The following is a 25846-nucleotide window of genomic DNA, read 5'->3' on the forward strand; positions in this document are numbered from 1 at the left end:
GCGTTTCTGTCATCGTCGGATTAGGTCTGGTCACTTGGTGAGCGGGCTGTGGACGTGCGGCGAGTCACATCCGAAAGGAACTCTGACTACTCGAGAGGCAGATCACATTCCGTCCATGCTTCCTCATTTACGTTCATCGAGGATGCGATCGGCAACGGCAACGGCGCCAAAATGCGAATCGATGCGGTCAGTACTCGCGTGAAAACGGACGGCCCGAACCTCGATGAGGTCCTCTCTCCAGCAGCGGCGGCGAGGACAACGCTCAGAGCCGAGCCAGGCATTTGCCGACTCGCCGCTCACGCTTTGACCCGTGCGACTGACGAATCTGTGATTGGCATTATGCGCACCGGCAGGCCGTAAACAGAAACGATGGTGCAGAATGTTAACGCTCACATAAAGGTGAGCAATCTGACTAACGAGAGGGACAATGATGTCCGTTGAATACTTTGATCGACCCCCGCCGCGGCGACTACGGAAGGTTGTGGGCGCGCTGGTCCTGGCCGCCGCCGTCGCTATCGGGATCATCACTCCCCCGGCACTCCCTGCTGAAGCCACCGATCCGATGGAGGGCTATCTCTTTGCCTATTTTGCCGGTGAGGGAACAGCCGACGGAGAGCAGATCCGGTTCGCCGTGAGCAGGGGGAATAACGCGATCGAATACGACGTGCTCAATCAGGGGCGACCTATTTTGGTCTCCACCGTCGGTACGCGCGGAGTGCGCGACCCACATTTGCTGCGCAAGCTGGATGGCTCGTTCGTGCTCATCGCGACCGACCTCCGTATCTACGGAAATGGCAACTGGGACGCGTCACAGCGCACGGGTAGCCGTTCAATCGTGGTGTGGGAATCCACTGACCTTGTCAACTGGTCTGCCCCACGTCTTCAGACGGTAGCGGATGCCACGGCGGGAAACGTTTGGGCACCCGAAGCGATCTGGGATCCATCGCTCAACGCCTACGTCGTCTTTTGGGCGTCAAAGATCTACTCGACCAGCGACCCGAGTCACACGGGCAACACCTATAACAAGATGCTCTACGCCACGACGACGGACTTCCGCACTTTCTCCGCGCCCAGTGTGTGGAAGGACCCGGGATACTCCGTGATCGACTCCACGGTGATCGCCAATGCCGGATCGTTCTATCGCTTCACAAAGGATGAACGCGGCACCGGCACGAGCTCGCCGTGCGGCAAGTTCATCATCCAGGAACGATCGACCGTATTGACCTCGACCAACTACACCTTCCAACGGGATTGCATTGGCCAGGGATCGGTCGGAGCGGGTGAAGGCCCGACGATCGTCAAGTCCAACATCGAAAACCGCTGGTATCTGTTCATCGACGAATTCGGCGGTCGTGGGTACGTTCCGTTCACGACCACCGACCTCACCTCCGGCACATGGACGGAAGTTGCCAATGCTGCGCTGCCCAACAACCCGCGGCACGGATCGGTCATGCCGATTACGCGCGCCGAACTTCTGAGACTCGCGGGAGCAACCACGCAGGTCGCACCGACCCTCGGCAACACCTCGATGCGCGCCACGACGGCCGGTTACACGAATTTCTACTGGCGACACCGCGACTATGTGGGAGTGACGGCGGCAACGACATCGTCGAGCTCAACGGTCGAAAAGCTTGACTCCACCTTCACGGTAGTTTCCGGTCTGGCCAATTCCTCGTGTGCCTCGTTTCGATCGCGCAATTTCCCTGATCGGTACCTGCGTCACTACGGACTCGCGCTCAGGCTCGACACTGCCACCACAGCAACGGCGAACGCTGACGCGACCTTCTGCGCCGTGCCCGGCAAGAGTGGAACCGGAGTCTCGTGGCGCTCGTACAATGTGCCCACCCGCTTCATCCGCCACTACAACAGCGCGTTGTATATCTCGTCAAGCGGAGGCACGAATGCCTTCGACTCGACAACGAATTTCAACGCCGACGTCACCTGGGCCTACTCCTCGCCGTGGGGTTAGTCCGCGCGCGGGTCTAGCTTCCTGGCAACGAAGAGCGGCGAGTGGAGCTAGAAGCTCCACTCGCCGCTGGTGTATCGGGTCGAGGGGCCTAGTCGAGGACGAAGGTTGCGTCAGAGAATCCCGTACCCGCTGCCACTGTTTGCACATACATGACGTATGAAGAGTGACGCAGGTATCGCCCGGGATTGGCGATCGACTCGAATGACGCAGCCGACGAACTCGCGAGCCCTGCCCGACGCGTGAACGATGCGAGCCGCGCGAACGCCGCCGTGCCGTCGCTTGCCTCGACGCGCACTGACGTTCCACGGTCGACGAGATACCGGCCTGGGAAGTTCGCCGACTCGAGAGACACGCTCGAACCGCCCGCGAGTCCGGCAGCGAGCGTGAATTGCGAGTCGGCGAGCGTCGTGACATTGGCATCCAATCGCGCTTGGAAATCGAAGTGACGCACGACCCGGTCAGGGAAGTTGAACGACGTCAGTCGCACCGGTAGCGCACCGTTCGCAACGGGAATTCCGAAGTTCGGCGTGCCGTCTGCGTTCCAGTAGAGCTTCTGGACGCGAGTGTTGCGATTGGGATCATAGAGCGGATCCCCCGTGATGTCTCGATAATTGCGCGAGTGGAAGACATTGAGGTCGCTCGTGCCGTCTTCCGACACCGTAAACGAGTTGTGGCCGGGGCCGTACTGACTCGTTGCGGTATTCGACGTGAACACGGGAGTCGGGGTCTTGACCCACGAGGCCGGGCTGAGCAGGTTCGCGGTGGCGTTCGCCGTCAGGAGCCCGAGGCAATAGTTCGAGTCGGTCGCGCTCGCCGAGAAGGCGATGAACACCCGATCGTTGCGAATAATCACCGCCGGACCCTCGTTGACCGTGTAACCGACCTTCTCCCACGCGTACGTCGGCACGGCGATTCGAGCCTGTGGACCGGTGAGCGTCGTCGGCCCTGACATTGCCGAAATATAGAGGTTGGTTCCGGGCCCCACGGCGGCCTCGTTCTGAGCCCACACCAAATATCGCGTGCCGTTGTGGCTGAAGGTGGTCGCGTCGAGCGAGAAGGAATCGAACGCTGTAAAGATGCGACCGAGAACGCTCCAGGATGCCGTGAGCGGATCTTGCCCGTTGGCCACGAGCACGTAGGGCCGCACCCTGAACACATCGCTCGACGTTCCCGCCGCGAAATACATGTACCAGGTGTTGTTGAAATAGTGCAGCTCGGGTGCCCAAATATGGCCGCCCATCTCACCGGGAGTTCGTGTCCACACCGTGCGTTCGGTCGCCGTCGCGAGCCCCGCAATCGTTGAAGCCCCGCGAACAATGAGCCCATCGTAGGCCGGCACAGAAGCCGTGAAGTAGTACATCCCGTTCGAATGCTTCATGATGTGGGGGTCAGCCCGTTGATTGATGAGCGCGTTGTTCAGGGGGAACGCCGCCGCGCTCGCAGGCATTGCGTCGAACAGTCCGCTGGAGGGCAGGGCCGCGGCGAAGGCCACAGCACCTGCTCCCATCAGGATTGCTCGTCGAGACAGCTGTGAACCAAATTCGTTAGTCATATCGTTTTCTACTCTCATATTGTGATCCGGAATCGTTGGCACTGATTGTCGAGCCAGCCGTACTGGTTGATGCGGGTGCCGTCAGCGCGTCCGCAACCCGCGAGGTCGAGAACCTTGCCACTGTGGGCGGCAACGATTCGCACCGTTCCGTCGGCGAGGGGGTCGATCTTCCACGAGCTGGAAGCGCCGCACGTTGCTTGTGTGACTGCTGCGCCGTCAGCCGCGCTTGCGCCGGTCACGGTGAGGCACAGTCCCACAGCCGATGATGGGTGAATCTGCACGTAGCCGTTTGCCGCTGCGGTGAAGGTGTACCGCTGGCACACGCTTCCCGTGTACTGCCACTGCTGAAGTCCCGCTCCCGCTGCCGTCGAACAATCGGGAACATCGAACGACTTACCGCTCGCAACCGAGACAATGCTCACGGCACCGACCGGGCGAAGCGCCCACTGCTGGCACGCGTTGCCGAGCCCCGTCCACAGGGCAATTGAAGCGCCCGTAGCGAGCGAGCAATTCGCTACATCGAGCACCTTGCTCGCGTTGCGATTGGTGAGCGTCACGAATCCGTCGGCCCCGGGCGCCGGTCGCCATTCCTGGCAAGCATTGGCGACCCATGACCATTGCCGCACGGCGGTGCCGTTAGCGGTGGCGCAGTTCGCGGCATCCAGAACCTTATTGCTTGCCGCGTTGACGAGGCGGTAGTAGCCGTCGGCGGTTGAGTCGAGCTTCCAACTGGTGTGCGCGGTCTTCGAGTTGGCGCACGCGGCCTGCACGAGCCCTCCCCCGTCGGCCGTCGAATTGCCGGCGATCGTTGCGCAGAGTCCGCTGTTGCGGTTCACGAGTTCGAACGGAGCCGAAACGATCGGTGCTGTGATCGGGCCGCGTTCTCCGCTCGGCACCGCGATGGCAGTGGTTGTGGCAGCGGGCTGGCCGAAGAGCGGCTTGCCCGCTGCATCCCAGTTGACCTTCTGGGCTCGCGAGCTTCGCGTGGTGCTACAGCCATCGGTCGAGGCGTTGTTGCCGTGGTACAGGTTCCAATACTCGCTGCCATCGGGCGACATGAAGAAGTCGTTGTGGCCCGGGCCGAAGACTCCGTTCGCTTTCTCAAAGACCGGGTTTGCACCTTTGGTCCAGGATGCCGCGACCGCCGGATCCCCACCGTTGTAGGTGAGCATCCCGAGCTTGTAGTCAGGGGTCCAGCAGCCGCTCGCCGAGTAGACCATGAAGGTTTCGCCGCCCCGTTGCAGAGCGACCGGCCCCTCATTGACCGCGCCCCCCTGCGTTTCCCAGCTCAACGTCGGTTGTGACAGGATCGTGCCGGCACTCACTGCCGTCCAGGGGTTTGTCATGCGAGCGATCCAGTTGCTCTGTCGCCCATCAGGAGCGGGCGCGAATTGCGACCACACAACGAACAATTCCCCGTTGAGTTCGAGGTACGAGCCGTCAATGTTCCACGCGGTCGTGGGGATCGGCCGACCCTTATAGGAGTACGGCCCGAGGGGGTCGTCGCCCGAGCTCTCGAGCGCGTGCATCCGCTGGTTATCGTAATTTCCCGGCGTTCCCATCGTGTACATGAGGTACCAGCGCCAACCGTTGGGGCCCTGCAGGCGCTTGAGCTCAGGCGCCCACATGTTGGCCGAGCGATCAGTGGCCGTGTCGGAGTAGACCGTCATGGAAGCCGCGGTCTTAAGCCCTTCAAGGGTCGGCGACTTCCGCATTGTTACATCACCCGACCACGTAGTAGCCGCGTAATAGTAATTGCCCTGATAGAACTCGATCGTGGGGTCGGCTTCCTGAACGAGCGGGTTCGTGAAGGTCGGTTCGCCGATTGCCGTGGCGGGCTCGGAATTCGCGCTGAACTGGAGGAGCGAGGCTGCGAGGACGGCAGCGAGGGCCGACGCGACAATGCGACGGACGGAGGGTCTTCTCATGGGATCTCTTTCGACTTCGATGTCAGCTGGTTGTGGGTTAGTAGCGAACGCCGAAGGTCGCGTCTTCACGCGCGGCCTGGCTTGAGGTTGTGGTTATGGGGTCGATTCGGAGCACGAAACCGGTGTGACGGATGACCCGATCCGGGTAGTTGAACGACGTGAAGGTCGACCAGCTCGAGTCGGCAAGCCCCGCAACCCGGGTAAACGTTGAGTCAGCCGCGAAAGCTGCCGACCCGTCATTGCTCGCGAGTTTGAGTTCGAATCCTTCGTGCCGGAGGAACATGTTCGGGAAGTTGATCGACCGGAACGAGACCGTGTTTGTGCCGGCCAACCCGGCGACCATGCGGAACTGTGAGTCAGCGAAAGGGTCGAAGGGGTACTGGTCGATGCGGGCCACGTTCGAGGCATGGCGCACGTAGCGATCCGGATAGTTGAACGACTTGAGTCGGTTCCAGCTCGGGAGTCCCCAGCGAGTGACGAGGTTGCTGTATTCCACGCTCGTGATCGGCTGTATCGTGGCGTGCTTCGAGTTGAGCGGTTGCGTATAGGCGCGCTGGCTCAGGGGAGTCCACGAATTCGTGCTGATGCTCGAGCTCGACCATGCGGTGAACTTGCCGTTGACCGGCGTGTAGACGTCTCCCCACAGCGTGAACTGGTTTGAGGTGAGTGACTTGACGACGATCGGAGCCTCGGTGAGTCCCGATCCGGCATACCCCGTCGTGTAGGTCGCGTTGTTGAACGCACCGGGGGCGAGAGAGGTCGACTTGGCACCGAAGAGCTGGTTGTCACGCTTGTAATACATGTAATAGGCGCCGTTGTCGACTGTCACGGTCGCGTCGATGATGTTGACGCCGGGGTCGAACCAGGTCTGCGGAGCACTGACGTTGACGAAGTCGGACGTGTAGTTCACCATGATGACGTCTCGCGTGCCGTTGAACGCGGAATAGATGATGCCGTACTGATTGCGAGCAGGATCCCAAAACGCTTCGGGCGCCCAGCTGTGCGTCGCGAGCGAGTGCACCTTGATGCGCCGGTAGTTGGAGAAGCTCGTCAGGTCGGCTGAATCCCACGCGTGTATGTATTGGTTGTTTTGCGCGAAGTTGGTTCCGGCGAGGTCTGTTGCGAGCACGACGAAGGTGCCGTCCTGCTTGCGGAAAATATATGGATCGCGCAGCCCCCGGGTGCCGGCAGTGGGTGTGACAACCGGAGCGTTCTGATTGAGCGGGGCCCAGTTGTGTCCGTCGGAACTCACCGCGAGGTGCAACCCGTAATTATTCGCGATGCTGTCGGGCGACTCGGTGAAGTACCCCATGACGTAATTGGAGTAGACCGGGGCTGCCTGGGCCGGGGCACCGACCAGAAGAGTCGCGGTGAGGGCTGTGGCGAGAACCGTCGCAATGGCGCGCAGTCTTCGCACGCGCGACTGGGCGCGGGCCGGGGAAACAGACATCGTTGTCTTTCCAATCTCGACATTGAGAGAATAAGTGAGCGCTAACATAAGCGTAGCTTGTGGCAGGCCCTTTATTGCCCATGCGGTCGAACTCGAGTCGAGTTCCAAGACCGGTCGGTGTCCGGTCACGTTCGCTGATACGTCGCACAGAGGCGGCTTGGGAGGATGAAGTAGGCCCGCAGCCGACGAGTAGGCGCACGTGGGTACTCACATCTTCATCGCGATACAGCTCGCCCGACCAGCCATCTCTCGGCTATATCGGTAGCGAGCTGGACGTCGCCCGGTCGGACTACATGTGCTATCCGGAGAGGTTGTCCAGCCAGCGAACAGGAAGACCCCGTACACAGTGCCTCCGGGGTCTTTGCGGTGGCGGGCCCGGGAATATTTTTGCGCAATGAGAGATGTCTCACGCGGTGTTGACAGCTGCAGGCTTGCCAGCAGTCGATAATCAGAGAATGCGCGTCGCACCTCCATTGCTCAAGCGGCGTTTCAGGGCCCTGCGATCGGTGCGAGCGCGCATCCTCCTGTCGATGCTGGCGGTTGCTGCGGTGGGGATGATCGTGGCCGGCGGCACCGCCTACGTCATCCAGCGCGAGCGAACCCTGTTCCAGATCGACGACAGGCTCGCGTCAGCGGTCGACGAGTCGGCGTTCATCGCCCGGGATGCCCAGCCAGCGACCCTCGACGATGCCCTCTACGCAATAGTGCAGGGACTCAGGCCCGGTACAGACGAGGCGACGTTCGCGATCATCGGGGATCGCACCGCCATTGTCCCCGGGGGTGGCGGCGAGCTGCATCCCGAACAGGACCCTGGGTTCGTGGCGCGCGTACTGGCGGAGACAGCGGGTGGCCAGGTAGTGAGGGGCACCGCCGCTGCCGATGAGAGCTCGGTGCGATACGTAGCCATCCCGGTGACCGTCGAGGGCGATGGTGACGGCACCGGGATCTTCGTCGTCGCGGTTGATCTGAATGCTCGACTTCTGCCCGTGAATGAGGCGTTCCGCACCTTCGCGATCGTGGCCGCTATGGCGCTCGCCGTGCTCGGGCTGGTCGGCTGGTCCGTGGCCGGCCGGCTGCTCTCCCCCATCCGGAAGCTCCGAGAGACGGCGGCAAGGATCACGGCGACAGACGTGAGCGAAAGAATTGTCGTCGTCGGTTCCGATGATGTCTCAGAGCTGACCGTGACCGTGAACAGGATGCTCGACAGGCTCGACAGCGCGCTCACCGGGCAACGGCAGCTGCTGGATGACATCGGCCATGAACTGAAGACGCCGATCACCATCGTCCGCGGGCACCTCGAGCTCATGCGGGCCAGCGATGAGGCCGATGTCGTGGCGACCAGGTTGCTCGCCATCGACGAGCTGGACAGGATGAGCGGCCTGGTCAGGGACATCTCGGATCTTGCCACCGTGCTGCGAACACTGCGGATGCAACGGGAACCTACCGATATAGGAATTCTGACCGAGAGCGTGCGGGCCAAGGCGAGAGCGCTCTCGTCGGCCCATGAATGGACCAGCCCCCGGATTGCGCACGTGACTGTGTCGATCGACCCAGAGAGGCTTACTCAGGCACTCCTCCAGCTAGCCGCGAATGCGGTCGTGCACGGCACGGCGACCGGTACCATCGAGATCTGCAGCGAGGTTCGTGCCGACAGGCTTCTGTTCACCGTACGCGACGACGGGCCGGGGGTTGATCCGCAGCTGGCAGATGCCATTTTCGAGCGGTTCCATCGGGGATCGGACTCCAGCGGATCAGAGGGGCGCGGCGCCTCGGGCTCAGGGCTGGGCCTTGCGATCGTGCTGGCCATCGCCGAGGCGCACGGTGGCACCGCAGCGCTGCAGTCAGGCCAGGCTCTTGGTGCGACATTCGTCATCGATATCCCCATCACAACACCACCGCTAGTACAGGGAGACAGGACATGAGTCGCATTCTGCTGGCGGAAGACGAGGCCAGGATCTCGTCTTTCGTGGAGAAGGGCCTGCGAGCCGCAGGCTTCACGACGGTCGTCGCCGCCACCGGACCCGATGCGCTCGAGCATGCGCTGTCTGGTGGGTTCGACCTACTCGTGCTCGACATCGGTCTGCCGGGCTTCGATGGGTTCGAGGTACTGCGCCGACTTCGTGCGGCGCGTGTCGAGTTGCCGGTCATCGTTCTGTCCGCTCGCACCTCGGCCGACGACACCCTGGCGAGTCTCGAACGCGGTGCCAACGACTACATGCCCAAGCCGTTCAGGTTTGACGAGCTCCTGGCCAGGATCAGGCTCAGGATGGCGGATGCCACGCGTGGCGTCGAGCCGGTTCTCGCGGTCGACGGCCTGCAGCTGGACCTTCACAGTCGCCGGGCGATAGTGCGCGGTCGCGAGGTCGAGCTCTCAGCCCGCGAGTTCGCGCTGGCCGAGGAGTTTCTGAGAAACCCTGACCGGGTTCTCAGTCGCGAACAGCTGTTGAGTCGGGTGTGGGGCTACGACTTCGACCCCGGCTCGAACATCGTCGACGTGTACGTCGGCTACCTCAGGTCGAAGCTGGGGAGCGAACACATCGAAACGGTGAGAGGAATGGGCTACCGGCTGCGCTGAGGCAGCCAGCGCCCATCCCTGGGGGTGAGCGTCAGTCCTCGTCGCTGCCGTGACCTGAATCGGAGTCGTTGTCGTCCGAGTCGCTGTCGTGAGAGTCGCTGTCGTCGCTCGCGTTGTCCTCAGCTTCGCTGTCGTCAGCTTCGGAGTCGTCAGCTTCGTACTCGTCCGAGTCGCTGTCGTCAGCTACGTCGTCCTCGGCTTCGTACTCGTCCGAGTCGCTGTCGTCAGCTACGTCGTCGTCAGCTTCGTCATCGTCAATTCCGTTGTCGTCAGCTTCGTCATCGTTGACGTCGTGGGTACCCGGCGCGTGGACGTCGTCGTCGTCGTTCAGGTCGTCGGTAGCCGGGTCGTCGAAAATGCTGGGCTCCGGCGTGGGGACCAGGAGGTCTCCGGGTGCGTCGCTTGGAGTTGAGGCGGAACTGGATGAGACTACTGAGCTCGACGGCTGGGCCGCTGCAACTGCGGCGGAGCCTGCACACAGCACTCCGACGACGGCGACTGCCGAGGCGATGAGAACCGGACGCGAGGTGAAGAGTGACATGGTCTGCCTTTCGACGTGCCGGATATCCGACGCTGGTGCGGCTGAATGCCGTATGTACAAGCTGACTGGCGAATGTAAGGGGATCACGAGGGAATCGTGAGACGACTCTTAGGAAATGGCGCGCGGCGGCGGGTCAGTCTTCGGGATTGCTGGCCCCGCTGCTGTCGCCGCTGCTGTCATCGTTGCTGAGCCCGTCGTGATTATCCAGTTCGACTTCCACGGGTGGTGGGGCCGTCACGACTTCAGGCTCGTCGTCCCCAGATAGTGGGCCCGTCACGACTCCAGGCTCGTCATCCCCGGGCGCCGATGATGATGTCGGTGGTGATGTCGGCGTCGCGGTCGGCTCTTGGCTTGGCTTGGGGCTCGGTTTGACGTTCGGTTCGGCGGCCGGCTCCGCACCGGGAACCGGGCTCGGGGTGATAGACACCGCGGGAACATCCAGGGGCTGGCCCGCGGCATCCGCGAATCTGAGCTCGCTGGTCACGACGATTCCGGTCGCGATAACGGCGACAGCCACGATCGCGAAGACGGCATCGGCGATCGCGGAACGAGCACCCCAAAATCTCACCATCACGGTCGTATTATCCCCGCTTTTGGGGGGTAGTGCGGTGAGATTCTTCTTAGGAGGTCGGGTTTCAGAGACCTCAGGCGGCGGTAACCTCTCGTGCCACAGCGCCATAAGACGCCGTAACGAGGATGGGGATGTGGTCTGATGAGCCGCGTGGCATGGTCTGCACGTCGTCGATTGTGAAGCCCTGCGACGTGACGAAGTCGAAGTGCCCGCGGAAGAATTTATAGGCGGTGTAGGTCTGACGGTCGCTCAGCGTCAGGTCGTATCCGGATTTTGCGACCCTGTTCGACAGGTCGTCTTTGAAGAGCGGGTAGTTATAGTCGCCGACCATGATGATCGGCGCGCCCGACCCGAGATCCTGCAACAACTCGTGTGCTGCCTTGATTTGCTTGCGTCGAAGCGAGTTGAGAGCCGTCAGCGGAGCCGCGTGAAAAGAGGCGAGGACCAGCTCGTGCCCCGATGCCCGGTCGATGAGCTTTGTCCCGACAAGTCTCTCGGGAGTCGGCGTGAAGATCAGATCGTGCAGTGACTTCTTGAGCTCGAATGACTTGCTCGCCAATTGCTCATAGCGGTCTTTGCGGTAATAGACAGCGAGACCGAGCCTGTTTCGCTTCGTCGAGTCGGCGAGGTGGAGGTTGCCGATCTCGGCCGGCAGTTCGGAAGCTATGCACTCCTGGAGGCACATGGCATCGAGATCGGGTGTCTTGGCGAGTTCGGCGAGTTCGATGCTCGCCCGATTCTTGCGGAGGTTGTAACTGATGACGCGAATCACGGTCCTGAATCCCTCTTTCCTCACACGAAGACACCAGCCTATGGTCTCCACGAGTATTCGAAGTCACCGGCTAGAGCGGCGGGTCTGCGTCCAGGGTTTGCATTACTTTGCCCATCACGTGGTCAAGTGCCGCGACATCCTGGGCATCGAGCGAAGCGAAAACTGTGCAAAGCACGGTGGCGACATGACCGGGCGCCGTCGCCTGCACCTTCTCCCATCCTGCCTCGGTGAGCTGCGCATTGGTGGTCCGACGATCGCCGGGACAGGGTGACCGGCGAAGGTATCCGCGATTTTCCAGCCTGGATGCCACATGCGAGAGCCGCTGAAGCGTCGAGCTCGTGCGCTCGGCAAGCTGGGTCATACGCAGCGCGTGATCCGGCGCTTCTGACAGCATCGCGAGCGTCAGGTAGTCGAAATGGCTGAGATCTGAGTCGCGCCTAAGCTGGCTGTCGAGCACACCGGGAAGCCGCTCGACCACGGTAGCGAGTTTGCGCCAGGCGGCCTGCTGGTCGTCATCAAGCCAGATGGTCACTCTTCCAGTGTAGGTCTGGCGCAGCCGCGGCTACCGTCTCATCGCTGCCGTCTCGCCGCTGGCGGATCGACTCAGGGCTTACGCACCTCAATGAGTGCGCGCTGGCCCCTCGACACGAACGAGCTGTGCTTCGCGATGTGTTCGTGCATGGCCCCGAGTCTGTCGCGGTATGCGGCGACGGAAAAGTCGGGCACCGTCCAGATCACTTTTCGGAGGAAGACCACCACGGCTGCGACATCGAAGAATTCGAGCGTCGGCGATTCGCTGTGCAGGTCGCGCACGTCGAGTCCGGCAGACTGCGCACCGGATTCGAGTCGGGTGGTCGTCGGGACGGAGTCGACCCACTGCGCGCCCATCATGAACTCGTACAGCCTGCGATTGGTGCCATGCCCGATCTGCTGCGAGAGGAAGGTTCCTCCCGGTCTGAGCACCCTGGCGATGTCGAACCACGGCGTGACGGTGAGAAGTCGTGATGTCACGACATCGAATGTCTCGCCGTCGAACGGCAGCGGTGCGTCGTTTGCCACCTCGGTGACCGTTCCCCCGAGAGGCGTCAGCCGCGACCTTGCGATGGCGAGATTCGGCGGCAAGGGCGGCATATTCCCACCATGTCCGCTCCTCGGTGGCACGCCCCTCGAACCACGAGAAATCCCAGCCGTCTGTATCGACGGCCGCACTCTCGGCAGGGAGTTCCTCGAATGTCATGATCCAACGCTATCCGTGAGACATTTTCAGCGCATCAGCGCATCAGCTCATCAGCTCACGACTCAGGAGGTCACACGAAACGCACACCATCACCGACGCGCGTGCGCACATCGAACAACTCGTTGCCGCCGATGAGCGCCGATCCCGGGATTCCCTGGCGCAGCAGCATCGCCAGGTATGACTGGGTCACCGCGATCGTCGCGGCCCCCCGCACGCTTCCCAGCTGGATCATGGGTTCGTCGAGTGCGTCATCCGGAAGCACGACCACGAGCCCCGTAAACCGTACGCGCAGTTGTCTTGACAGCACTTTCGCACGAGTGGCGAGTTCATGCAGCGGTCGCTCGCCCATCAGGGCCTCACCGATCAGCTCTCCCTTGCGCACCCTGACAGGCCCGCCGAAGTCTTCGGACAGCATGGCGAACAGTCCGCTCGGACCCAGCACCACGTGGTCGATCTTCGACTCCGGATCCCCCGTCGAGACGTCATGCCAGACGGTGTAGCCGATCCCGAGGCTGCTCAGGGTGCGGGCCGTCGACTCCTCTGCGAGGGCGTCGGCCAGCGTGTGCCTGATCTCCCGTGGGGCGGTGCGCACGAAGGCCGGGTCGTAAGGGTCGGCGATCTCGACTCCCCTGCCCGCCCACTCACGCAGCTGGCTGAGAAACCTCTCTCGCCGCCAGCCGCCGGGGTGCCCGTGTGACCTGGCTTTGGGTCTGGTGTCCTGGCGCGCACGTGCGGCGTGTGTTGTGAACGGCTCATGATGGTCGGAGTGGATGCCGCGACCGGCATCGTACGCTGCCCGCTTCTCTGCCGTGCTGACGTGATCCCACGCCCGCTGCACGGCGTTGAAGCGGCCGGGGTCGCCGCCCGTGTCCGGGTGGGTTTCCCGCAGCGCTTTGCGGAACGCACGTCGGAGCTCGTCGTGTGTTGCGGATACCGCGACGCCGAGCACGTCATACGGGCTCGCCGACATGGGACTTTCAGGCATTCTTTCGCTTTCGACGTGAGGCAAGGGCTTGCCCACCATACCCAGCCATCTTGGACGATTGCTGGCCTGCGCTGCCTAAGTCGTGGGCGGTGCTACCGCGCCCGGAGGTCTTTGCGCAAGATTTTGCCTGAACTCGACTTCGGAACCGTCTCGATGAAAGCTACCTGGCGCACCTTCTTATGCGGCGCAACGCGCTTGGCGACAAAGGCCATGACGGCATCTTCATCGAGCTCGGCGCCCGCCACCGTCACAACGAAAGCCTTCGGAACCTCCTGGCCGTCATCGTCCGGTGCTCCGACGACGGCGGCATCGGCGATGAGTGGATGCGTCAGCAGCAATGCTTCGAGTTCGGCCGGCGCCCTCCTTCAGCCTGTCGACAATGAAGAATGAACCGTCGGCGTCAACTGTGGCGATGTCGCCCGTGCGCAGGAATCCGTCGGCTTCGAGAGACTCACGCGTCGCGTCATCACGCCCGAGATAGCCGAGCATGATGTTCGGCCCTCTCACCCACAGCTCGCCGGGTTCGCTCATCCCGGTTCCGGCAAGTACCTCCTCGCCGGTCTCGACATCGATGAGTTTGCACTCGATGTTGGCCACAGGGACACCGATGGAGCCGCGGGCGATATCCATGCGGTCCGGGGGGATCACGTGCGAGACGGGGCTCATCTCGGTCATGCCGTACCCCTGGGCAACCCGGGTGTCGAGTCGTCGGGCCACGGTCTCTGCCAGCGCCGTGTCGAGCGGTGCGGCGCCAGAGAACACGACGCGCACCTTCGACAGGTCGTACTGCTCGATGATGGGGTGCTTTGCCAGCGCTACAGCGATGGGTGGAGCGATGAAGAGGTAGGTGCAGCCGTGATCCTGGGTGATGCGCAGAAACTCGACGAGATCGAACTTCGGCATGGTCACGAGCCGTGCACGCTTCTTCAGCGCGATGTTCAAGAGCACGGTCATCCCGTAGATGTGGAAGAACGGCAGCAGGGCGAGAACCCGGTCGTCCTGTTCAACATCGAGCACAGGGCGGCATTGTTGAACGTTGGCGACCAGGTTGGTGTGGCTGAGCATGACGCCTTTAGGCTTGCCCGTCGTGCCCGAGGAGTATGGCAGCACGGCGATGTGGGTCGCGGGATCGAAGCTGACCTCGGGAGGTGTCGACTGCTGCGCGAGGAGATCGCGCAGGGAGGGGTGGCCCTCAGCCCCGTCGATCACGATGAGGTGCTCCGCATCGATACCGACCTCATTTGCCGCGATTTCGGCCTGTGGCAGCATCGGGGAGATCGTGAACAGGAAGCGCGCCTTCGAGTCAGACAGTTGGCTGACGATTTCCTCGGGCGTGGACAGGGCATTGATCGTCGTGGCGGTGGCGCCTGCGCGAAGGATTCCATGAAAGACGCTCGCGAATACGGGGACGTTGGGGCACAGCATGCCCACTACGTCACCGACCTTCACCCCGCGGTCGGCAAGGGCGCCGGCGACGGCGTCGATCTGGCCGACCAGTTGTGCGTAGGAGGTCTCGGCTCCTGATGGTCCGTCGACGAGGGCGATGCGGTTGAGGTCGGCCGCAGTGAGATCGGAGAAGAGGAAGTCGTAGATGCTCAGCGCTGGGATTATTTCGTCGGGAAACGGGCTTGTGAACATGAGATCTCCTTCGATCAGTCCGGTAGCCCGATCCTGATCGGCCCACGCCAGCGTGCTGAGCATTCAGCGCCAACCCGCAGGTGTTTCAGCGTATCTTGTTGTCGTGACCACTATCAGCGACATCCCGCTCACCACCATCGACGGCGCCACGACCTCGCTCGCCGACTACGCAGACAAGGTCGTGCTCATCGTCAATGTCGCGTCCCGTTGCGGCCTCGCGCCCCAGTACGAGAAGCTCGAGGCCCTGCAGAAGACCTACGGTGAGCGCGGATTCACCGTGCTCGGCTTTCCCAGCAACCAGTTCCTGCAAGAGCTCAGCACGGAAGACAAGATCAAGGAATACTGCTCCATGACGTGGGGCGTGACTTTCCCGATGTTCGAGAAGGTCAGGCTCAATGGCAAGAGCGCACACCCGCTGTACCAGGAGCTCACCAAGACACCGGATGCCGCGGGCAAAGCCGGCAAGGTCAAGTGGAACTTCGAGAAGTTCGTGATCACACCTGATGGCGGCATCCACAGGTTTCGGCCGACCGTCGAGCCGGACGCTCCGGAGATCGTCTCGTTGATCGAAGTTTCACTGCCCGCGAGCACTTAGGTTTCTCGCACGCGATTTCTGCTGTGCGGGCACGGCCAGGCGCCAGCGCACGTCGAGGGGAGACCGGGCACCCCGGCTCCTGGCCAAGGGTCGACCTAACCCGGCGCGCGCCTGGTGTCAGAGATTTCGATTGGGTTGCGGATCGAAGGCGGAATCGCTGGTATCCCTGTCAGCATGCTCCTGCGCACGATGCGTCTACAGACGCGAGAATGAGACCGAGAACTGCCAGACAGGTTGAACAGGGCGGCTCGCGCATCGATTCAAGCCCAGCGGCGCCTGAGTCGGTGGCCGAGGATCGTATTCTGGAACCATGTCGAAGACCTTCGCCCATGAGCCGGATGCCAGCCGCTACACACTCACCGTCGACGGGAACCTCGTCGCCCTCGCCGACTATCGGATCAACGGCAGCTCGATCTCGTTCAATCACACCTACACCCAGCCGAACCAACGTGGAAAAGGTTTTGCGGGTGAGGTCGTCGAGTTCGCGATGGACGATGTCGAGGCCACAACCGAGAGGCGCGTTGTGCCGATGTGCTGGTACGTCTCGGACTGGTTCGATGCCCACCCAGCGCGCGGCGGGCTGCTGATCCGGTAGGGCAGCGGCTGGCTTCGGACCGACGGCTCTCTCATCCAGAGGTAGACAGACGACCTCACCCCTTGAAATGGGGATCGCACGGCCTTTTGGTCGTCCTTACTGTCGTAATTATAGAAACGACGGCGGGGGCCGAGATGTCGATTATCCAACACACGCACGTGCCTTCTGGCTGGTACCCGGATGGCGTCGCAGACGGCAGCCTGCGCTGGTGGGATGGCACCGACTGGACGAATGACGTCCGTCCGATCGCCGCTCCGGTTCTCGTTCCGGTTCTGCTGATGGATGTGGAATACGTCCCCGGGGAATCCCTGCCGGTCGAGCCCGATTCCATCGAAACCCCTCACGATCTTTCAACACTGCTGGCGTCCGTCCCCGAACGACAGGCGCCAGTGCACCGTTTCACCACCTCGGCTCTGAGCCGGCGCCAGCTGCGCGAGATGCTGGGCGGCCCCTTGGTCACCGATACGCCGGCCGACCAGTAGGGCAAGCAACGACATGACCGAGGTGATGGAACGCACCCCACCGGTGGGCTGGTATCCCGAAAGTCCTGAATCGACACTGCTTCGATGGTGAGACGGTTCGGCGTGGACCGACCACACCATGGATCCAGCGTAGGAATCGATCGCCCCTGGCCCCAGCCGTCGCGAACGTCGGGAGCAACATTGCTCTGAGAGTGGGGACCAGGCCGACGACTCTCCTGCAGCGACTGCCGGCGCTTACTTCCAGCAGGCAGGGGCCGAGACCTCGCAGGGCTCGCCGTCAACAGGCATTGAATGGTTCGTCGATCCTGCTTCAGCATGCTGGAATGCGGTCCCCTCGACCCTGCCGACCCGGTCATCCACCGAGCGCGTCTGGGCGCTTGCCTTCGTACCGTGGGTCGCAGCCCTCTCATCGTTGGGATCTGTGCTCGTGCACGCGGTCATCATGCCGCACATCGGTCTTCTGATCGTCGGCGCGCTGGTTCCGGCGCTCTGGATGCCTGCCACCGCCGTTCAGGATCGCAAATCCCTGATCGAGCTGGGGTTTCGGATGCCGGCGAGTTCCTGGTGGATCCTTCTCGGTCCACTGGCATACATGATCGCCCTCACGGTCAAGGTCGTCCAGGTGACAGAAAAGGGGCGGGCACCGCTGGTGCTGTTGCTGGTGAACACCATCGCGGTACCCGTGGTTGTGTTTGCCGCTGTCCATTTCCTGCCGAACGTCATGGGGCAGTTCTCACCGGATTCCAGCGCGACCCGTCTCGTTTGGTCAGCCGCCACGAATTGATGACAGCGGTGGTGGCCGTCACCGTCGCTACATGCTGTGCCACCTGCGCGGCGATCTCCGGGTCATCCGCCGCGAAGCGCACCACGATCCTGGCCTGGCCCGAGACCACCTGAAGCTCAGCAGCCTCGACCACCACCAGTTCCCATGCCGCTGTCCGCGCTGCCGGCAGTACCCGGTCTGGCGTCACTCCGGGCGCCAGCGCGCCGATGGCCATGGTCACTCGATACGACGGCATGCTCGCTACCCTAGACGTGATGACTATTACTGCTGCTGCCGATGGTTCGGCGCTGGGAAATCCGGGACCTGCTGGTTGGGCCTGGTACATCGACGACCAGACCTGGGCAGCCGGAGGCTGGCCCCACGGCACGAACAACATGGGCGAACTGAAGGCCGTTCTGGAACTCTTCCGCGCTACATCGCACATCGATGACGACCTGCATATCCTCTGCGACAGCCAATACGTGATCAATTCCGTGACGAAGTGGATGCCCGGCTGGAAGAAGAAGGGGTGGAGGAAAGGTGATGGAAAGCCTGTCATGAACCTCGACCTGCTGCAGGAGATCGACGAGGCCATCGCCGGGAGGCGGTACAGGTTCGAGTGGGTCAAAGGGCACATAGGGCATGTGCTCAACGAAGCGGCGGATTCACGCGCACGGGCCGCTGCGGAGGCGTACCAGCGCGGCCGACAGGCCCCCGGCGGCCCGGGATACCCCGGTGCTGCGACAACTCGGGCCGATTCACCGATCGCGACGGGCACGGGGACGGGGGCACCCAGTCTCTTCGACCTCGATGAGCCCGGTGAGCCTGCGGAGCCCGACCGAAGGGTCAGCCTCACCTTCAGCGCCGCCGACTACGCGAGACTGGCCACACGAGCGGCCGCTGCAGGCGTTCCCGTCGAAGAACTGCTCCGGCGACTCGCCTGAACCATTTCCCGCAGGAGCGGGCTACCTGTGGGCCTGAAGCTTCGCTAGCAGATCCGGACCACGCCGGTCGAGGATCGCACCACCCTGACGGATACCGATCACCATGAGCCCGGAGCCGAGCAGGATTCCGACGACCAGCGACAGCCAGCCGAGGATCGGGATGTCGAGGGCGAAGCCGACAATCGCCAGCACCATCTCGGGAATAACGAGGATTCCCACCATGCTCCAGGTCGCGAACGTCGACAGCATCAGGCTGACGCCCCCTCCGGGTTTGGAAGTGAATGGGCTTTCCCCCGGAGCCGGAACCGCGAACACGAACCGGCCCGAGACGAATGACGAGACGCCGAATCCGGTGAGAAGCACCCCGGTCGTGATGCCGAGCAATCCCGGGAGGATCTGCCAGGTGCCCGACACGGCCACACTTGCGACGGCGAGGCCGATGCTGATCGGGGCAGCGAACACCGCCAGCGCGAGCACGCGACCGGTTCGATCTGCTCGACCGCTCACGCCGGACTGCAGGTGCAGTGCGAATGCCGTGTTGTCATAGGAGACATCCGTGTAGATCGACATCGAGAGCAGCACGGCGATGATGGGAGCCACCGTGTTGAGCGCCGCGAGATTATCGTTTCCACCCGCGTAGACGAAGATCAGCACCGGGACGAGCGGAACCGCGATCAGCGCCTGTGCGTACCGCGGGTCGCGGATCCAGTACGTCAAAGCTCGAGCGGCGACAGCTCCGGATGGGGTGCCGGAGAAGACCCCGAACAAACCGAGCCCTCGAGCTCTGGACGTCGACTGGGCCGGACGGTTCGGGGTTTCGAGGGCTCTCGCCAGACCCCAGCGCCAGAGCAGCAGCAACGCCGCGAGGGTCGCCACTCCGATGAGAAATTCCAGTGCGGCCCGACCGGGGTTGCCGAGCGCCACGTCTGCCGGAACCGCCCAGATCGCCCCGAACGGTGTCCATGACACGATCTCAGCAATGCGGGGAAACAGATTCGGAGCGTCCCGGAACATCTGCGAGAGGCCGAAGATAATCGGTCCCAGCAGCAGCAGGGGCACAAAGATCAGGATGCCCTTTGCCTCCCGTGCGCGACGCCCGGCCCCGATCCGGGAGCTGAGCGCCACGAGCATCCGGGACCCGATCACACAGGTGAGCACACCGACTACGGCGCACACGACGGCAACGATCGCAGCTGCCGGATGCTTCCACCAGGTACCAGCCGTGGCGAGCGCAGCAATCAGCGTGACGATGCCGGGTACGCCGAGCACGCCGCTGATGGCCAGAGAAAGAACAAGGGTGTTGAGTGGGATGGGAAAGGTGGCGAGCCTCGCTGAGTCCACTGTCTGGTCGATTCCCGAGGTCAACATCGGCAGGATCGTCCATCCGATGATGAGTGCTGCACCCGCGAGCACTGTGACGGTGCGAGCAAACTCGATCGAGCCGAAACTGAGGGCGAACAGCAGTGCGACAGCCCCGACGAGCAGTCCGAGGCCGTAGAGAGCACCGATAATGACGGCGACAAGCTGCCACGGCTTTTTCTTAAGCGAATTCGCCAGCAGCAGGAATCGCAGCTTTACGAGAGTCGCAACCATGCCGGGCCCTCCCCGGTGCGCCGACCTCCGACGAGTTCGACGAACCGGTCTTCGAGCGTCGAATCACCGCGAACCTCAGCGGTCGTGCCGGCGGCCAGCACCCGGCCCTGAGCGATGATGGCAACGTGGTCGCACATGCGCTGCACGAGATCCATGGCGTGGCTGGACACGATGACGGTACCTCCCGACGTTACGAATCCTTCGAGGATGTCGCGGATATTGGCCGCAGACACAGGATCGACAGACTCGAAAGGTTCATCGAGCACGAGCAGCCGCGGCGCGTGGACGAGCGCGCAGGCAAGCGCGATCTTCTTGGTCATTCCGGCCGAATAGTCGATGACAAGGGTTCCACTGGCCGCGTCGAGGTCGAGGAGGTCCAGCAGGTCGTGTGCGCGCTCGACCACGACCTCTCTCGTCAACCCGCTCAAAAGACCGGCGTATGTGACCAGCTGAAGGCCCGTGAGACGGTCGAATAGTCGAACGCCATCGCTGAGATTGCCGACAAGTCTTTTCGCGTCCAGGAGATTCGACCATACGTCGACGCCATGGATGCTGATCTGTCCCGAATCGGGCCGCAGCAGGCCGGTCGCCATCGACAGTGTGGTCGTCTTCCCGGCACCGTTCGGTCCCACGAGGCCGTAGAACGAACCACTGGGCACGACGAGATCCAGCGTGTCGACGGCCGGCTTCGCGCCGAAGTGTTTCACCAGTCCTCGAATCCGAAGAGCCGGGATCTCGTCCCGCACCCGGGAATCGGGTGTACTGCTGGTCGTCGCCGTGACGTCTGAGGTCATGAAGAGCTCGCCCTATCCTGAGGAATCCTGTGTTCAGCCCAGCATACGCACGCTATTTCTTCCGGGGCCTTGTGAACAGCGTCTCGGCCTCCTCCAGGGACATGCCGTTTGTCTCCGGCACGACCTTGAAGACGAAGGCGAACGACAGAGCCGCGAACAGCGCGTACATCGCGTAAGTCACGACGAGCGAGAAGGAGGCCAACGGAGGAAACGACACAGTGATCACGAAGTTGGCAATCCATTGGGCGGCCGCGGCAACGCCGAGAGCGCGCGCCCGGATCGTATTCGGGAAGATCTCACCCAGTAACACCCATACGACAGGTCCCCATGACGCACCGAAGCTCACGACGAACACATTGGCCGCGACCAGTGCGATCGGCCCCCACACGCCATCGAGCATGGGCTCACCGTCGACGACAGAGGCCTGGCTGAACGCGATCGCCATGGTGGCCAAAGCTATCGTCATGCCCACGGAGCCGAATAGGAGGATGGGGCGCCGGCCTACCCTGTCGACCAGTGCGATGGCCACGAAGGTCACGGCGATGTTGGTGACGGAGGTGGCGACCGAGATGGTCAGCGAGTCGCGTTCGGCAAAACCGACCGATTTCCAGAGCGTGGTCGAGTAGTAGAAGATCACGTTGATGCCGACGAACTGCTGGAGGATCGACAGGATGATCCCCACCCACACGATGGGTTTGAGGCCAAATCGGTTACCCCGAAGCGCTCCCTTGCGTGCGCCCAGCTGGTCGGTCTTGATGACCGAGCGCATGTCGCGGATGGCTCGCTCGACATCCTGCCCCGGCCAGTACTTCGCGAAGATCGTCCGCACCTCCTCGTCTCGGTTCTTCAGGATGAGGAAACGTGGCGATTCCGGCAGCCTGAGAGCCACCAGGCCGTAGATCACGGCTGGTACGACGCCCGCAAGGAACATCCATCGCCAGGCCTCGAGACCGAACCACAGGACATTGGCGGCCCCGTCTGCAGCGTTGGCGAAAACAGTGTCAGACAATAAGGCGGCGAAGATACCGATGGTGATGGCGAGCTGCTGGAGCGAGCCGAGCCTGCCACGCATGTCCTTGGGTGATATCTCGGCGATGTATGCCGGGGCGATCACCGACGCGATCCCGATTCCGAGCCCACCGACCAGCCGCCAGAGGATCAGGTCTCCGATGCCGAAGGCGAACCCCGTACCCAGTGCGCTGACCAGAAACAGCGCGGCGCCGACCAGCATGGCGGGAATCCGACCCTTCCAGTCTGCAAGTCGCCCTGCGAGGTAGGCGCCGATGGCGCAACCGATCAGCGCGGATGCAACGGCGATCCCGGTGAGAGATTCGGTGAGACCGAATTGCTCCCGAATGGGTTCGATGGCGCCGTTCACCACAGATGAATCGAAACCGAACAGGAACCCGCCGAGGGCTCCGGCAGCAGCCAGCGCAATCACTTTGGCGTTCGTGCCGCTACCTGTCGTTTTTTCCGTTGACCTGCTCACCAGCGCTCCCTGTCGTGTTCAGTCTCTTCACCATACGTGCACTACAGAGACCGAGGTAATGGCAGCCGTCCCGCCCAGCCCCCGGAAACTAAGCGGGCACCCAGCCGCTGGTGGAAGACTCGAAGCATGACGACGACAACGAACACACCCCTTCGCATCGCGATCATCGGAGCCACCGGCAAGGTTTCGCGCCACGTAATCACCCAACTGCATGCGCGGGGTGACGACGTTGTCGCCATCTTCCGCAATGCCGACAGGGCCGACGCGATCGCGGAACTCGGAGCGACTCCTGTCGTTCTCGACATCGAGCAGGCGACGGGGGCTGCACTGGCGGAGGCGATCGCCGGTTCGGACGCCGTGCTGTTCTCGGCCGGTGCTGGTGGAGGGGACGCGGCCCGCACGCGCGCCGTGGACTTCGATGGTGCTGTGCTGGCGATGGCCGCGGCGTCCGCTGCGAACGTCAAGCGATTCATCATGGTCTCCGCAATGGGCGCCGGTGGGCCCGTACCGACCGAGGGCGACATGGTCACCTACTACCAGGCCAAGCACGATGCGGATGAGGCACTCATGGCAACCGACCTCGACTGGACGATCCTCAGGCCAGGCGCGTTGACCGATGATGCCGCGACCGGACTCGTGAGCATCGCGGAAAATGTCGGACGCGGTTCGGTGCCGCGCGCCGATGTCGCAGCGGTGATTATCGCGGCCCTGGACGACTCGCGCTCGATTGGCGCGGCCTGGGAGCTTGCGAGCGGATCGCAGTCGATCTCCGACGCGATCGACTCGCAGGGCTGATGGGCGCGGCCCCTCTATGGGGGCGTGCCGTAATCACGGGGAATCTCGTAGTGTGAGGTGCGTAACGACGGTCGGGGGGCCACGCTATGACGCTTTCGGGAGCATCATCTTTAGGAACATCAGAATTGCCAGTCGCGGGGTGGTACCGGGATCCGGTGGACAGCCGGGCAGCGCGCTGGTGGGACGGCGTCGCCTGGACGGGTCACACCCGCGACATCACGCCGACGCCCGTCCAGGAATCGGAGCCGGCGTCCTGCGCGGCGGTCGCTTCGCTGAGGCAGAGTGTGTCGGCTGGGTGAACGCCCAGCGAGCGTTCTCTATGGTCGAGGAATGACTACAGCAACCATCACCTTGTTCGGCGCCGATTGGTGCGGCGACTGCATTCGCTCCAAGGCAGTGCTCGATGCGCGTTCCATCGACTACAACTACGTCGACCTCATCGCTACGCCTGAGCAGGCTGATGCGGCACAGGCCATCAGTGGTCGCACCAGCATCCCCGTCATCACTTTCCCCGATGGGAGCCACCAGGTCGAGCCGAGTAACGCCGAGCTGGAATCCAAGCTCCGGAGTCTTGGGATGTTGGTCTGACCTTCGAGTCCGATAAACGTCAGACGACGGCGAGACGGCCGTGGCGTAGACCGCAGCAGCCGTCCGCAAAGCCGCGTCGTGGGGGGACCAGCGAAAGGTGCCGAGCCGCCGGCACATGCTGCGAGCTCCGAAGCATTGTCAAGGTCAGGTCGCTTCTGGCGAGATGCACGGGGTTCGGGATTCATAAGCGAATCGGTCGCCCCAGTGACGAGATTCACACCAGACTGGTGGCGTCCGCCGGTAGCGTGGGTTGATGTCGTTCACGCCAGCGCCGGAATTCACCACTCGACCTACCCTCACCGGCAGGTTTGGGATGTCTGCTTCGACGCATTGGCTCGCCACGGCCAGCGCGCAGTCGGTTCTCGAGCAGGGCGGAAATGCCTTCGACGCGGTGGTTGCGGGAGCGTTCGTCCTGCACGTCGTCGAACCGCACCTCAACGGTCCCGGTGGGGACATGGTCGGCATCTTCGCGACCGCGGGTGGGGCGCCCACGGTACTCATGGGCCAGGGCCCGGCGCCAGCGGGAGCATCGGCCGCCGCCTATCGCGAGCTGGGACTGGAGCTGGTTCCCGGCGCAGGGGCGCTGGCAGCGGCGATCCCCGGTGCTGTCGACGCCTGGCTGTTGCTGCTGAGGGACCACGGCACGTGGGAACTCCCGGAGGTGCTGCAGTTCGCTATCGGGTATGCCAGGCACGGGCATCCTGTGCTTGATCGTGTCACGGCGACCATTGAGAAGATGCGCGAGCATTTTGAGGATCACTGGCCCTCCTCTGCGGCCCTCTGGGGCAGCTACGACGGCACGATGCCTGAGCTCGCTGGCACCTATGAGCGGCTGGCTGCATCATCGGGTTCATCGCGAGTCAAGCGCATCGATGCCGCGAGGATGCAGTGGAGCGAAGGATTCGTAGCGCAGGCGATCGACGACTTCGTGCGGGTGCCGCACCGGCATTCCGACGGTCACGATTATGCCGGAGTGCTGACCGCTCGCGACCTGGCGGGATTCTCCGCGTCATTCGAGTCTCCGGTCACCATCGATTTCAGAGGGCACACGATCGCAAAGTCCGCGGCGTGGGGCCAGGGCCCAGCCCTACTGCAGATGCTGGCCATCCTGGACGGTTTCGGTGACATTGATCCGTCGACTCCCCTGGGCGCGCACACCATTCTGGAGGTCGAAAAACTTGCCCTTGCCGACCGCGACGCCTGGTTCGGCGACACCGGCGATGTTCCGCTCGAAACGCTCCTGTCTGGGACGTACGTCTCCGGTCGGCGGTTACTCGTGGGTGACAGGGCGTCCCGTGAGCTGCGACCAGGCTCCATCGCTGGGCGTACGCCGTTCCGCCCACCGCTGACGACCGGCACCTCGGGGATGGGCGAGCCGACCGTAAGCCGGCAGGGAGTCACGAGAGGCGACACGTGTCATATCGATGTGATCGACCGGTGGGGCAATATCGTCTCAGCGACACCGTCAGGTGGCTGGCTGCAGAGTTCCCCCGCGATCCCCGGTCTCGGGTTCTGCCTCGGAACGAGGCTGCAGATGACGTGGCTTCAGGATGGGGCACCCGCGACCCTCACGCCCGGTCGACGGCCCCGCACCACCCTCACCCCGACGCTGGTGCTTCGAGAGGGTCGTGCCGTGACGGCTCTCGGGTCCCCCGGCGGCGACCAGCAGGACACCTGGCAACTGCTGTACCTGCTGCGGACTATCGTCGGCGGGTACACCCCCCAGCAAGCGATAGACGCCCCGGCGTATCACACGACATCCTTCCCCGATTCGTTCTGGCCCCGACAGTGGGAGCCGGGTGGAGCGGTCGTCGAGGATCGGCTGGGCGCGACGGTCATCGATTCGCTGGAGTCTCGTGGACATGTCGTTACCCGGGCCGGCGATTGGGCGCTGGGTCGACTGTCGGCAGTGGGCACCGACGATCGTGGAATGCTGTGGTCGGCCGCAAACGCCCGAGGAAATCAGGGTTATGCTGCCGGACGATGACAC

General features: G+C 63.0%; 27 protein-coding genes. 12 read left to right on the forward strand and 15 right to left on the reverse strand.

The features are described from left to right. Nucleotides 1–481 precede the first annotated feature (481 nt). Nucleotides 482–1969 (forward strand): glycoside hydrolase family 43 protein, encoded by a 1488-nt coding sequence (locus tag IEW81_RS00105; RefSeq protein WP_179691923.1) that lies wholly within the window; start codon nt 482–484, stop codon nt 1967–1969. A gap of 88 nt (nt 1970–2057) precedes the next feature. Here the strand turns inward: IEW81_RS00105 and IEW81_RS00110 are convergent, their stop codons facing one another. From IEW81_RS00110 to IEW81_RS00120, 3 genes are read right to left on the reverse strand one after another with little or no spacing between them, the layout of a single operon-like run. Further along, complete coding sequence (locus IEW81_RS00110; RefSeq protein ID WP_218840062.1) at nt 2058–3521, reverse strand: family 43 glycosylhydrolase; 1464 nt, start codon at nt 3519–3521, stop codon at nt 2058–2060. A gap of 14 nt (nt 3522–3535) precedes the next feature. Next, complete coding sequence (locus IEW81_RS00115) at nt 3536–5449, reverse strand: RICIN domain-containing protein (RefSeq protein ID WP_097061958.1); 1914 nt, start codon at nt 5447–5449, stop codon at nt 3536–3538. 37 nt (nt 5450–5486) lie between these two features. After that, a complete protein-coding gene (locus tag IEW81_RS00120; protein ID WP_097061957.1) occupies nt 5487–6899 on the reverse strand; it encodes a glycoside hydrolase family 43 protein in 1413 nt (470 codons plus the stop codon). A gap of 455 nt (nt 6900–7354) precedes the next feature. Between IEW81_RS00120 and IEW81_RS00125 the strand changes: the two genes are divergently transcribed. Beyond that, nucleotides 7355–8821 (forward strand): sensor histidine kinase, encoded by a 1467-nt coding sequence (locus IEW81_RS00125; RefSeq protein WP_179691922.1) that lies wholly within the window; start codon nt 7355–7357, stop codon nt 8819–8821. Next, the gene (locus IEW81_RS00130; protein ID WP_097061955.1) at nt 8818–9474 is read left to right on the forward strand and encodes a response regulator transcription factor; all 657 of its coding nucleotides are present in this window, start codon (nt 8818–8820) and stop codon (nt 9472–9474) included. The genes IEW81_RS00125 and IEW81_RS00130 overlap by 4 nt, the downstream gene beginning before the upstream one ends. A gap of 31 nt (nt 9475–9505) precedes the next feature. Here the strand turns inward: IEW81_RS00130 and IEW81_RS00135 are convergent, their stop codons facing one another. The 8 genes from IEW81_RS00135 to IEW81_RS00165 form a co-directional block, all read right to left on the reverse strand. After that, nucleotides 9506–10015 (reverse strand): hypothetical protein, encoded by a 510-nt coding sequence (locus IEW81_RS00135; RefSeq protein WP_097061954.1) that lies wholly within the window; start codon nt 10013–10015, stop codon nt 9506–9508. A 133-nt stretch (nt 10016–10148) separates the two neighbouring features. Continuing rightward, nucleotides 10149–10589: a hypothetical protein gene (locus IEW81_RS00140; RefSeq protein ID WP_143544743.1), complete on the reverse strand. Its 441-nt coding sequence runs from the start codon at nt 10587–10589 to the stop codon at nt 10149–10151. A gap of 70 nt (nt 10590–10659) precedes the next feature. Further along, entirely contained in the window at nt 10660–11355 is a 696-nt protein-coding gene (locus IEW81_RS00145) for an endonuclease/exonuclease/phosphatase family protein (RefSeq protein WP_097062000.1), read from the reverse strand. A gap of 73 nt (nt 11356–11428) precedes the next feature. Next, the gene (locus IEW81_RS00150; RefSeq protein ID WP_097061952.1) at nt 11429–11890 is read right to left on the reverse strand and encodes a MarR family winged helix-turn-helix transcriptional regulator; all 462 of its coding nucleotides are present in this window, start codon (nt 11888–11890) and stop codon (nt 11429–11431) included. 71 nt (nt 11891–11961) lie between these two features. Continuing rightward, entirely contained in the window at nt 11962–12489 is a 528-nt protein-coding gene (locus tag IEW81_RS00155; protein WP_229671177.1) for a class I SAM-dependent methyltransferase, read from the reverse strand. A 176-nt stretch (nt 12490–12665) separates the two neighbouring features. Then, a complete protein-coding gene (locus tag IEW81_RS00160; protein WP_097061951.1) occupies nt 12666–13580 on the reverse strand; it encodes a J domain-containing protein in 915 nt (304 codons plus the stop codon). Nucleotides 13581–13672: 92 nt separating this feature from the next. Next, nucleotides 13673–13918, reverse strand: coding sequence for an AMP-binding enzyme (locus IEW81_RS14665; RefSeq protein WP_308421853.1), 246 nt, complete (start codon nt 13916–13918; stop codon nt 13673–13675). Then, nucleotides 13860–15218 (reverse strand): AMP-binding protein, encoded by a 1359-nt coding sequence (locus IEW81_RS00165; RefSeq protein ID WP_308421854.1) that lies wholly within the window; start codon nt 15216–15218, stop codon nt 13860–13862. The genes IEW81_RS14665 and IEW81_RS00165 overlap by 59 nt, the downstream gene beginning before the upstream one ends. A gap of 103 nt (nt 15219–15321) precedes the next feature. Between IEW81_RS00165 and IEW81_RS00170 the strand changes: the two genes are divergently transcribed. From IEW81_RS00170 to IEW81_RS00185, 4 genes are all read left to right on the forward strand, one after another. After that, nucleotides 15322–15813: a glutathione peroxidase gene (locus IEW81_RS00170; RefSeq protein WP_097061999.1), complete on the forward strand. Its 492-nt coding sequence runs from the start codon at nt 15322–15324 to the stop codon at nt 15811–15813. Nucleotides 15814–16123: 310 nt separating this feature from the next. Next, nucleotides 16124–16408, forward strand: a complete 285-nt coding sequence (locus IEW81_RS00175) for a GNAT family N-acetyltransferase (protein WP_097061949.1) — start codon at nt 16124–16126, stop codon at nt 16406–16408. A gap of 134 nt (nt 16409–16542) precedes the next feature. Next, nucleotides 16543–16890 (forward strand): DUF2510 domain-containing protein, encoded by a 348-nt coding sequence (locus IEW81_RS00180; protein ID WP_097061948.1) that lies wholly within the window; start codon nt 16543–16545, stop codon nt 16888–16890. 427 nt (nt 16891–17317) lie between these two features. Further along, nucleotides 17318–17674: a hypothetical protein gene (locus tag IEW81_RS00185; RefSeq protein ID WP_179691921.1), complete on the forward strand. Its 357-nt coding sequence runs from the start codon at nt 17318–17320 to the stop codon at nt 17672–17674. Here the strand turns inward: IEW81_RS00185 and IEW81_RS00190 are convergent. Continuing rightward, nucleotides 17610–17909, reverse strand: coding sequence for a hypothetical protein (locus IEW81_RS00190; protein ID WP_097061945.1), 300 nt, complete (start codon nt 17907–17909; stop codon nt 17610–17612). The two genes, IEW81_RS00185 and IEW81_RS00190, sit on opposite strands and share 65 nt — an antisense overlap. Nucleotides 17910–17928: 19 nt before the next feature. Here IEW81_RS00190 and IEW81_RS00195 point away from each other — a divergent pair, with 19 nt between their 5' ends. Continuing rightward, on the forward strand, nt 17929–18597 hold the full coding sequence (locus tag IEW81_RS00195; RefSeq protein WP_097061998.1) for a ribonuclease H family protein: 669 nt from the start codon (nt 17929–17931) through the stop codon (nt 18595–18597). 21 nt (nt 18598–18618) lie between these two features. Here the strand turns inward: IEW81_RS00195 and IEW81_RS00200 are convergent, their stop codons facing one another. Genes IEW81_RS00200 through IEW81_RS00210 form a run of 3 tightly spaced genes read right to left on the reverse strand, consistent with a single transcriptional unit; the run spans nt 18619 to nt 22473 of the window. After that, on the reverse strand, nt 18619–20190 hold the full coding sequence (locus IEW81_RS00200) for a transporter (protein ID WP_097061944.1): 1572 nt from the start codon (nt 20188–20190) through the stop codon (nt 18619–18621). Further along, nucleotides 20172–20984: an ABC transporter ATP-binding protein gene (locus IEW81_RS00205; protein ID WP_097061943.1), complete on the reverse strand. Its 813-nt coding sequence runs from the start codon at nt 20982–20984 to the stop codon at nt 20172–20174. The genes IEW81_RS00200 and IEW81_RS00205 overlap by 19 nt, the downstream gene beginning before the upstream one ends. A gap of 52 nt (nt 20985–21036) precedes the next feature. Continuing rightward, complete coding sequence (locus tag IEW81_RS00210; protein ID WP_097061942.1) at nt 21037–22473, reverse strand: sugar porter family MFS transporter; 1437 nt, start codon at nt 22471–22473, stop codon at nt 21037–21039. Nucleotides 22474–22599: 126 nt separating this feature from the next. Between IEW81_RS00210 and IEW81_RS00215 the strand changes: the two genes are divergently transcribed. From IEW81_RS00215 to IEW81_RS00230, 4 genes are all read left to right on the forward strand, one after another. After that, nucleotides 22600–23268, forward strand: a complete 669-nt coding sequence (locus tag IEW81_RS00215; protein WP_097061941.1) for an NAD(P)H-binding protein — start codon at nt 22600–22602, stop codon at nt 23266–23268. 86 nt (nt 23269–23354) lie between these two features. Further along, nucleotides 23355–23567 (forward strand): DUF2510 domain-containing protein, encoded by a 213-nt coding sequence (locus tag IEW81_RS14730; RefSeq protein ID WP_097061940.1) that lies wholly within the window; start codon nt 23355–23357, stop codon nt 23565–23567. Nucleotides 23568–23598: 31 nt separating this feature from the next. Continuing rightward, complete coding sequence (locus IEW81_RS00225; RefSeq protein WP_097061939.1) at nt 23599–23856, forward strand: glutaredoxin family protein; 258 nt, start codon at nt 23599–23601, stop codon at nt 23854–23856. 253 nt (nt 23857–24109) lie between these two features. Next, a complete protein-coding gene (locus IEW81_RS00230) occupies nt 24110–25843 on the forward strand; it encodes a gamma-glutamyltransferase family protein (RefSeq protein WP_097061938.1) in 1734 nt (577 codons plus the stop codon). Nucleotides 25844–25846 lie beyond the last annotated feature (3 nt).

Origin of the sequence: Salinibacterium xinjiangense (assembly GCF_014645015.1) — a bacterium.
Lineage (GTDB): Bacteria > Actinomycetota > Actinomycetes > Actinomycetales > Microbacteriaceae > Rhodoglobus > Rhodoglobus xinjiangensis.

Bases quoted from the DNA above. Each gene is read 5' to 3' on its own strand.
- IEW81_RS00120 (WP_097061957.1), bottom strand. From the start codon at position 6,899: ATGTCTGTTTCCCCGGCCCGCGCCCAGTCGCGCGTGCGAAGACTGCGC.
- IEW81_RS00125 (WP_179691922.1), top strand. From the start codon at position 7,355: ATGCGCGTCGCACCTCCATTGCTCAAGCGGCGTTTCAGGGCCCTGCGA.
- IEW81_RS00165 (WP_308421854.1), bottom strand. From the start codon at position 15,218: ATGTTCACAAGCCCGTTTCCCGACGAAATAATCCCAGCGCTGAGCATC.
- IEW81_RS00155 (WP_229671177.1), bottom strand. From the start codon at position 12,489: ATGCCGCCCTTGCCGCCGAATCTCGCCATCGCAAGGTCGCGGCTGACG.
- IEW81_RS00175 (WP_097061949.1), top strand. From the start codon at position 16,124: ATGTCGAAGACCTTCGCCCATGAGCCGGATGCCAGCCGCTACACACTC.
- IEW81_RS00230 (WP_097061938.1), top strand. From the start codon at position 24,110: ATGTCGTTCACGCCAGCGCCGGAATTCACCACTCGACCTACCCTCACC.
- IEW81_RS00215 (WP_097061941.1), top strand. From the start codon at position 22,600: ATGACGACGACAACGAACACACCCCTTCGCATCGCGATCATCGGAGCC.
- IEW81_RS00115 (WP_097061958.1), bottom strand. From the start codon at position 5,449: ATGAGAAGACCCTCCGTCCGTCGCATTGTCGCGTCGGCCCTCGCTGCC.
- IEW81_RS00190 (WP_097061945.1), bottom strand. From the start codon at position 17,909: ATGCCGTCGTATCGAGTGACCATGGCCATCGGCGCGCTGGCGCCCGGA.
- IEW81_RS00160 (WP_097061951.1), bottom strand. From the start codon at position 13,580: ATGCCTGAAAGTCCCATGTCGGCGAGCCCGTATGACGTGCTCGGCGTC.
- IEW81_RS00225 (WP_097061939.1), top strand. From the start codon at position 23,599: ATGACTACAGCAACCATCACCTTGTTCGGCGCCGATTGGTGCGGCGAC.
- IEW81_RS00110 (WP_218840062.1), bottom strand. From the start codon at position 3,521: ATGACTAACGAATTTGGTTCACAGCTGTCTCGACGAGCAATCCTGATG.
- IEW81_RS00135 (WP_097061954.1), bottom strand. From the start codon at position 10,015: ATGTCACTCTTCACCTCGCGTCCGGTTCTCATCGCCTCGGCAGTCGCC.
- IEW81_RS00205 (WP_097061943.1), bottom strand. From the start codon at position 20,984: ATGACCTCAGACGTCACGGCGACGACCAGCAGTACACCCGATTCCCGG.
- IEW81_RS00200 (WP_097061944.1), bottom strand. From the start codon at position 20,190: ATGGTTGCGACTCTCGTAAAGCTGCGATTCCTGCTGCTGGCGAATTCG.
- IEW81_RS00180 (WP_097061948.1), top strand. From the start codon at position 16,543: ATGTCGATTATCCAACACACGCACGTGCCTTCTGGCTGGTACCCGGAT.
- IEW81_RS00130 (WP_097061955.1), top strand. From the start codon at position 8,818: ATGAGTCGCATTCTGCTGGCGGAAGACGAGGCCAGGATCTCGTCTTTC.
- IEW81_RS14730 (WP_097061940.1), top strand. From the start codon at position 23,355: ATGACGCTTTCGGGAGCATCATCTTTAGGAACATCAGAATTGCCAGTC.
- IEW81_RS00195 (WP_097061998.1), top strand. From the start codon at position 17,929: ATGACTATTACTGCTGCTGCCGATGGTTCGGCGCTGGGAAATCCGGGA.